Consider the following 435-nt stretch of genomic DNA (forward strand, 5'->3'; position numbering starts at 1 on the left):
GAGCTGTCCTTAGTACGAGAGGACCGGGATGGACGTACCGCTGGTGCACCAGTTGTTCCGCCAGGAGCATGGCTGGGTAGCTACGTACGGAAGGGATAAGCGCTGAAAGCATCTAAGCGTGAAGCCCCCCTCAAGATGAGATTTCCCAAYTCGTAAGACCCCTTGAAGACCACGAGGTAGATAGGTTGGAGGTGGAAGTGCAGCAATGCATGGAGCTGACCAATACTAATCGGTCGAGGGCTTATCCAAAACATATTTCAATGTGYTGCAARTTCGTTTCGTATCTAGTTTTCAGGTGATCAAGCATCTGAACCGTTTGGTGGCGATGGCGGAAGGGTTCCACGCGTTCCCATACCGAACACGACCGTTAAGCCTTCCAGCGCCGATGGTACTTGGACCGAAGGGTCCCGGGAGAGTAGGACGTCGCCAAGCGAA

Annotated in this window: 2 rRNA genes; both read left to right on the forward strand. The window is 53.5% G+C overall.

Annotated elements, in window-relative coordinates:
• A 23S ribosomal RNA gene (locus AB4124_RS34120) occupies positions 1-249 on the forward strand; the annotation flags it as partial.
• 66 nt (positions 250-315) lie between these two features.
• Positions 316-432, forward strand: a 5S ribosomal RNA gene (gene rrf / locus AB4124_RS34125).
• Positions 433-435 lie beyond the last annotated feature (3 nt).

The organism is Paenibacillus sp. 2KB_20 (assembly GCF_052115765.1).
Classification (GTDB): domain Bacteria; phylum Bacillota; class Bacilli; order Paenibacillales; family Paenibacillaceae; genus Paenibacillus_AQ.